We start from the raw sequence: 411 nt of genomic DNA, 5'->3' as shown, positions 1-411 counted from the left end.
TTGAGACAGTGCCCAAATCGTTACGCCTTTCGTGCGGGTCGGAACTTACCCGACAAGGAATTTCGCTACCTTAGGACCGTTATAGTTACGGCCGCCGTTTACTGGGGCTTCAATTCAAAGCTTCTCCGGCACTCAACTCTTTTTGCTAAGGTTTATGGTTATGTGCTTCTAAACGTTTCTTTAAATCTTTTGTATAACCTACATACAGTTGATTTTTATCTTCGTTAAGTAAAACATACACATAATACTTTTCCACAACTCCTTAACACCAAGAGTTGAGTGCCGGATAACCTCTCCTCTTAACCTTCCAGCACCGGGCAGGCGTCAGCTCCTATACTTCAGCTTGCACTTTAGCAGGAACCTGTGTTTTTGGTAAACAGTCGCTTGGGCCTTTTCTCTGCGACCTCTTCA

1 rRNA gene is annotated in these 411 nt (G+C 44.3%); it reads right to left on the bottom strand.

Going from position 1 to position 411, the window contains the following annotated elements:
- Positions 1 to 411, bottom strand: a 23S ribosomal RNA gene (locus V6C27_14840); the annotation flags it as partial.

The sequence above is a fragment of the Peptococcaceae bacterium 1198_IL3148 genome (genome assembly GCA_036763105.1).
In the GTDB taxonomy this organism is placed as follows: Bacteria; Bacillota; Desulfotomaculia; order Desulfotomaculales; family Desulfohalotomaculaceae; genus JBAIYS01.
The sequence above is the reverse complement of the archived record's forward strand: the minus strand, read 5'-3'. Positions and strand labels throughout refer to the sequence as shown.